Origin of the sequence: Infirmifilum sp., from assembly GCF_049970975.1 — an archaeon.
GTDB lineage: Archaea > Thermoproteota > Thermoprotei > Thermofilales > Thermofilaceae > Thermofilum > Thermofilum uzonense.
Genome location: NZ_JBMFLX010000139.1, coordinates 1 through 3,257, shown reverse-complemented (window position 1 = coordinate 3,257; position 3,257 = coordinate 1). Strand labels below are relative to the sequence as shown.

Sequence of the window (3,257 nt, the reverse complement as noted above, 5' to 3'; positions counted from 1 at the left end):
TTATGGTTTTTGTGGGTTTTTAAGTTTTTTGTAGGTTTTTTGCTTGTCCGGCGGACGCTTTTCCGCCACGCTTTACATTCATATATGTCTCTTTTCAGGATAGGCGATCGCCATTCTTCGCAAGCACAGCAACGTGGAGGATGAGAAAACGCCGAGACCCAACGCCATTCTTCGCCGCGCCGTGTACATGTTTATGTGTTTGTAAAGAATCTTAGTGTCGTCTATTTTACGCTTCATGTCTGGAGGTGCGAGGCCCGGCTTGCGGTAGCTAGCCCAGCTGTTTACACTCTCTCCTCAACGCTTGGGGCAAGCTTCCGAGAGCCGCGGGCGAGTAGCGCGGCTGTAGATCTGGGCAGTGTCTCTCAACGCAATGAGGTCGAGGAAGTGCGGCGGTGTGGAGCTGGGAGGTGTTGCGCGTTGGCGTAGGCAACACGAGACGTATAAGGGGTAGCGCCTCTGTGCACGGCGCTAAGCACAGAGCTTTTTGCCCCCTCAACGCTTGGGATCGGGTAGATAGTTCTATGGGTTGCTGTGTAGATAGGGGAGGGCCGCGTGATGACGTATGTCGTGGCTGATGGGAGGGGCGGCCTCCGCCGTGCGCCTCCTCTAGACATGTGTAAACCTAGGCGTTTTTAAGACCTTGTTGTTGCAACGCTCGTGGCATCGGGTGGTGTGGCTGGCTGGTTGTCTTTATAAAGTCCATATATTTACTAAATTATTGCTAGTGTTGTGAAGTTCCACGGGGCTCATAGGTATCTAGATTCCTCACCCCGCCTGCTGGATCTGAGGGGCCGCAACATGTTGCTGAACGCGGCTGTCCATTTAGAGTGGTTCTCGTACGGCGGTTGTTAGTAGGGGGGTAAAAGCTCCCTTAGGTCCCGGTTCCGACTGTGCCGTTAACCAGTCACCCAGGGCCTCAGCCCCACTCAAACGCGAAGATCTCCGCGCTTCTTTCGTACACCGTCACTCTATCCTCCTCTATCACCGCGTAGCACCTGTGCTTCGAGGAGCTGTCGACTCTCAAGTAACGCCCTCCCCAGGGGAACTCATAGTAGGTGTAGCAACCCCCCGTCATATGGCCGCTGAGGTGGAGCTTGGGCCTCACCTCGTACAGGAACCGGGTGAAGGCCTCCAGCCCCGGGCTGTACCTCATACCAGGGTAGACCTCGGGCAAGTAAGGGGGTTGATGGGAGACGAGGACGTCCACCCCTTCGAGCCTCTTGCTGAGCCTCGCCAGGAGCCTTACGTCAAAGGCGTACTCCCTTCTCCTCCCCTTCCTTTCTTCGTCCTCCTCAACCAGGCCGTTGATCCCCGAGACCTTCAGGTTCCCTAGCTCTATCACTTGGCCGTCCCTTACGCAGTAGTCCTTGATGACCAGGAAGTTCTCGTGGTTGCCGTAGACTATAATCGCCTTCGTCCTGCTCGTTATCCGTTGCAAGTCGTAGGCGGTGATAGCCTCCCCCATGTCCCCGGCTGAGATCAGGTAGTCGGGCTTAACGGCGTCAATGATGCTCAGCAACCAGTCCACCGACTCCATCTCCTCCAGGCTCTCTAGGGTCTTGTGTAGGTCGCTCACGAACAGTATTTTCATCAAGGATTGTGAGAGTGCGTACAAAAAATTTCTTACATTGTACGCGTTATGATCGACCAAGAGTGGAATTCAGGGCTCGACACCGTGCTGGAGGAAATCGGTCAAATCTCATGAATGATTTTCCTAGCCTAGACTACAGATAATTTACATATACTGTAACAATGCCTAGCAGGTTCTGCGTAAGTCGTCACACTATAGTCAAGTCCCAGGATACAGGTTATCGGAGTCACCGGCAGAAGGGAGTTAGAATTGGGAACTCCTACTCGTCCGGCCTATCAAGCTCAGCATGCTCGGAGAGCCGTAAGCGGTCTCGGAGGCCGGTACTGTAGAGTTCGTCGCATCGTGTATGCAAGATTTATAAATACGAAAGAGGTATCTACCCATGGGATGCGAACACGTAAGGGAGTATAACAACTACGTAGGTAGGAGCCCATTCGGTGGAAAAATAATCAGGGTTTGCATTCCGGACCCTAATAATCGCTACCTGTCCAAAGAGGTATACGTAGAGATTAGAGAGATGGGCGGGTATCCCTATATAGCCGGAGTCTACCATAGGCTCCCCTATCAAGATTGGAGGATGCTAAACGACCCTGTTGCAGAATTGGCTCGGAGTATTCGAAAGCGGAATTGGCTCGGAGTATTCGATATATGACGACAGAGAAGACGGGTGTAGTGACAACTACTGACAACTAATCATGGAGATTGTGGCTTAAGCACGCAGACGCTCAGGCGATGAGTCTATAAGGCGACGGTCACTCCCATGACGCTCTTCAGCCAGTGTCAGGACCCGAGGAAGTATGGGCAACGAATGTGATAGTGTGAGACTACTAATGTAGCGTCGTGAGATACAACTAGAGTTTTATCATACCCGATATCGTCTATTATATATAGGTCTTGATAATTAACGTTTTCCTCGCCTACACGATCGTAATCTATAACTATTATCTTCTCAAAGAATATCGCTAAGTTTCTCAACATTCTTGTCCCGAGGAATCAGACACCGAATAGGGCGACTCTCTTCGCACGTTGACTCACCAGATCTATCTCTTGCTTGTCCTTAAGGACGCTGATCCTCTATTCCACTCCGAACGTCTCATCGCCGATCGTAAACTTCCTTTCCTCGTAGATGTGGTAATCCCCGTCCTTAATTTCCACATGGAAAAGCCCTAGGTTGTCTAGCGATAGGACTCTCGCAACTTCAATTCCCTCCACAAAAAGGTAAAAGGAGTCTTTGTCACTTACCTCCCTAACCATTCCACCAGTACCAGTGTAACGTGAGGAAAAACCGTGGAGCTAATGTAAAGACCGTCCCAACTCCCTTCCTCCACGTTCTTTACTGGACCTATCTCAGCTTTCAACTACCTTTTGACTTTTACGCCGTACCTCGTCAACTACAAAAATCGAAAGTCAGTGACTTTCCACTATCTTTTGATTTCTGGCCTCCTCACCGCTCTCACAGTGGCGCAGGTGAGCGTGCAGTTTCAACTATCTTTTGATTTCTGGACCTGGCTACCACAGCGGGCTGGACCGCGGCACTTTCAATCTGTTTCAACTATTTTTTGATTTCTGGGGCTGGTTTTGGTTGTTTTTGTGGGTTTTTAAGTTTTTTGTAGGTTTTTTGCTTGTCCGGCGGATGCTTTTCGGCAACGCTTTACATTCATACATG

At 50.6% G+C, this 3,257-nt stretch carries 3 protein-coding genes; 1 reads left to right on the top strand and 2 read right to left on the bottom strand.

The genetic code is table 11. From position 1 onward, the window contains the following. Nucleotides 1-916 precede the first annotated feature (916 nt). Nucleotides 917-1,591: a metallophosphoesterase family protein gene (locus ACP5KC_RS09620; protein WP_428287418.1), complete on the bottom strand. Its 675-nt coding sequence runs from the start codon at nt 1,589-1,591 to the stop codon at nt 917-919. A 382-nt stretch (nt 1,592-1,973) separates the two neighbouring features. On the opposite strand from ACP5KC_RS09620, the gene ACP5KC_RS09615 reads away from it, so the two are divergent. Continuing rightward, nucleotides 1,974-2,243 (top strand): hypothetical protein, encoded by a 270-nt coding sequence (locus tag ACP5KC_RS09615; RefSeq protein WP_428287417.1) that lies wholly within the window; start codon nt 1,974-1,976, stop codon nt 2,241-2,243. Between the two features lie 422 nt (nt 2,244-2,665). On the opposite strand, the gene ACP5KC_RS09610 is transcribed toward ACP5KC_RS09615, so the two are convergent. Further along, complete coding sequence (locus tag ACP5KC_RS09610) at nt 2,666-2,845, bottom strand: hypothetical protein (protein ID WP_428287416.1); 180 nt, start codon at nt 2,843-2,845, stop codon at nt 2,666-2,668. Between the last annotated feature and the right edge of the window lie 412 nt (nt 2,846-3,257).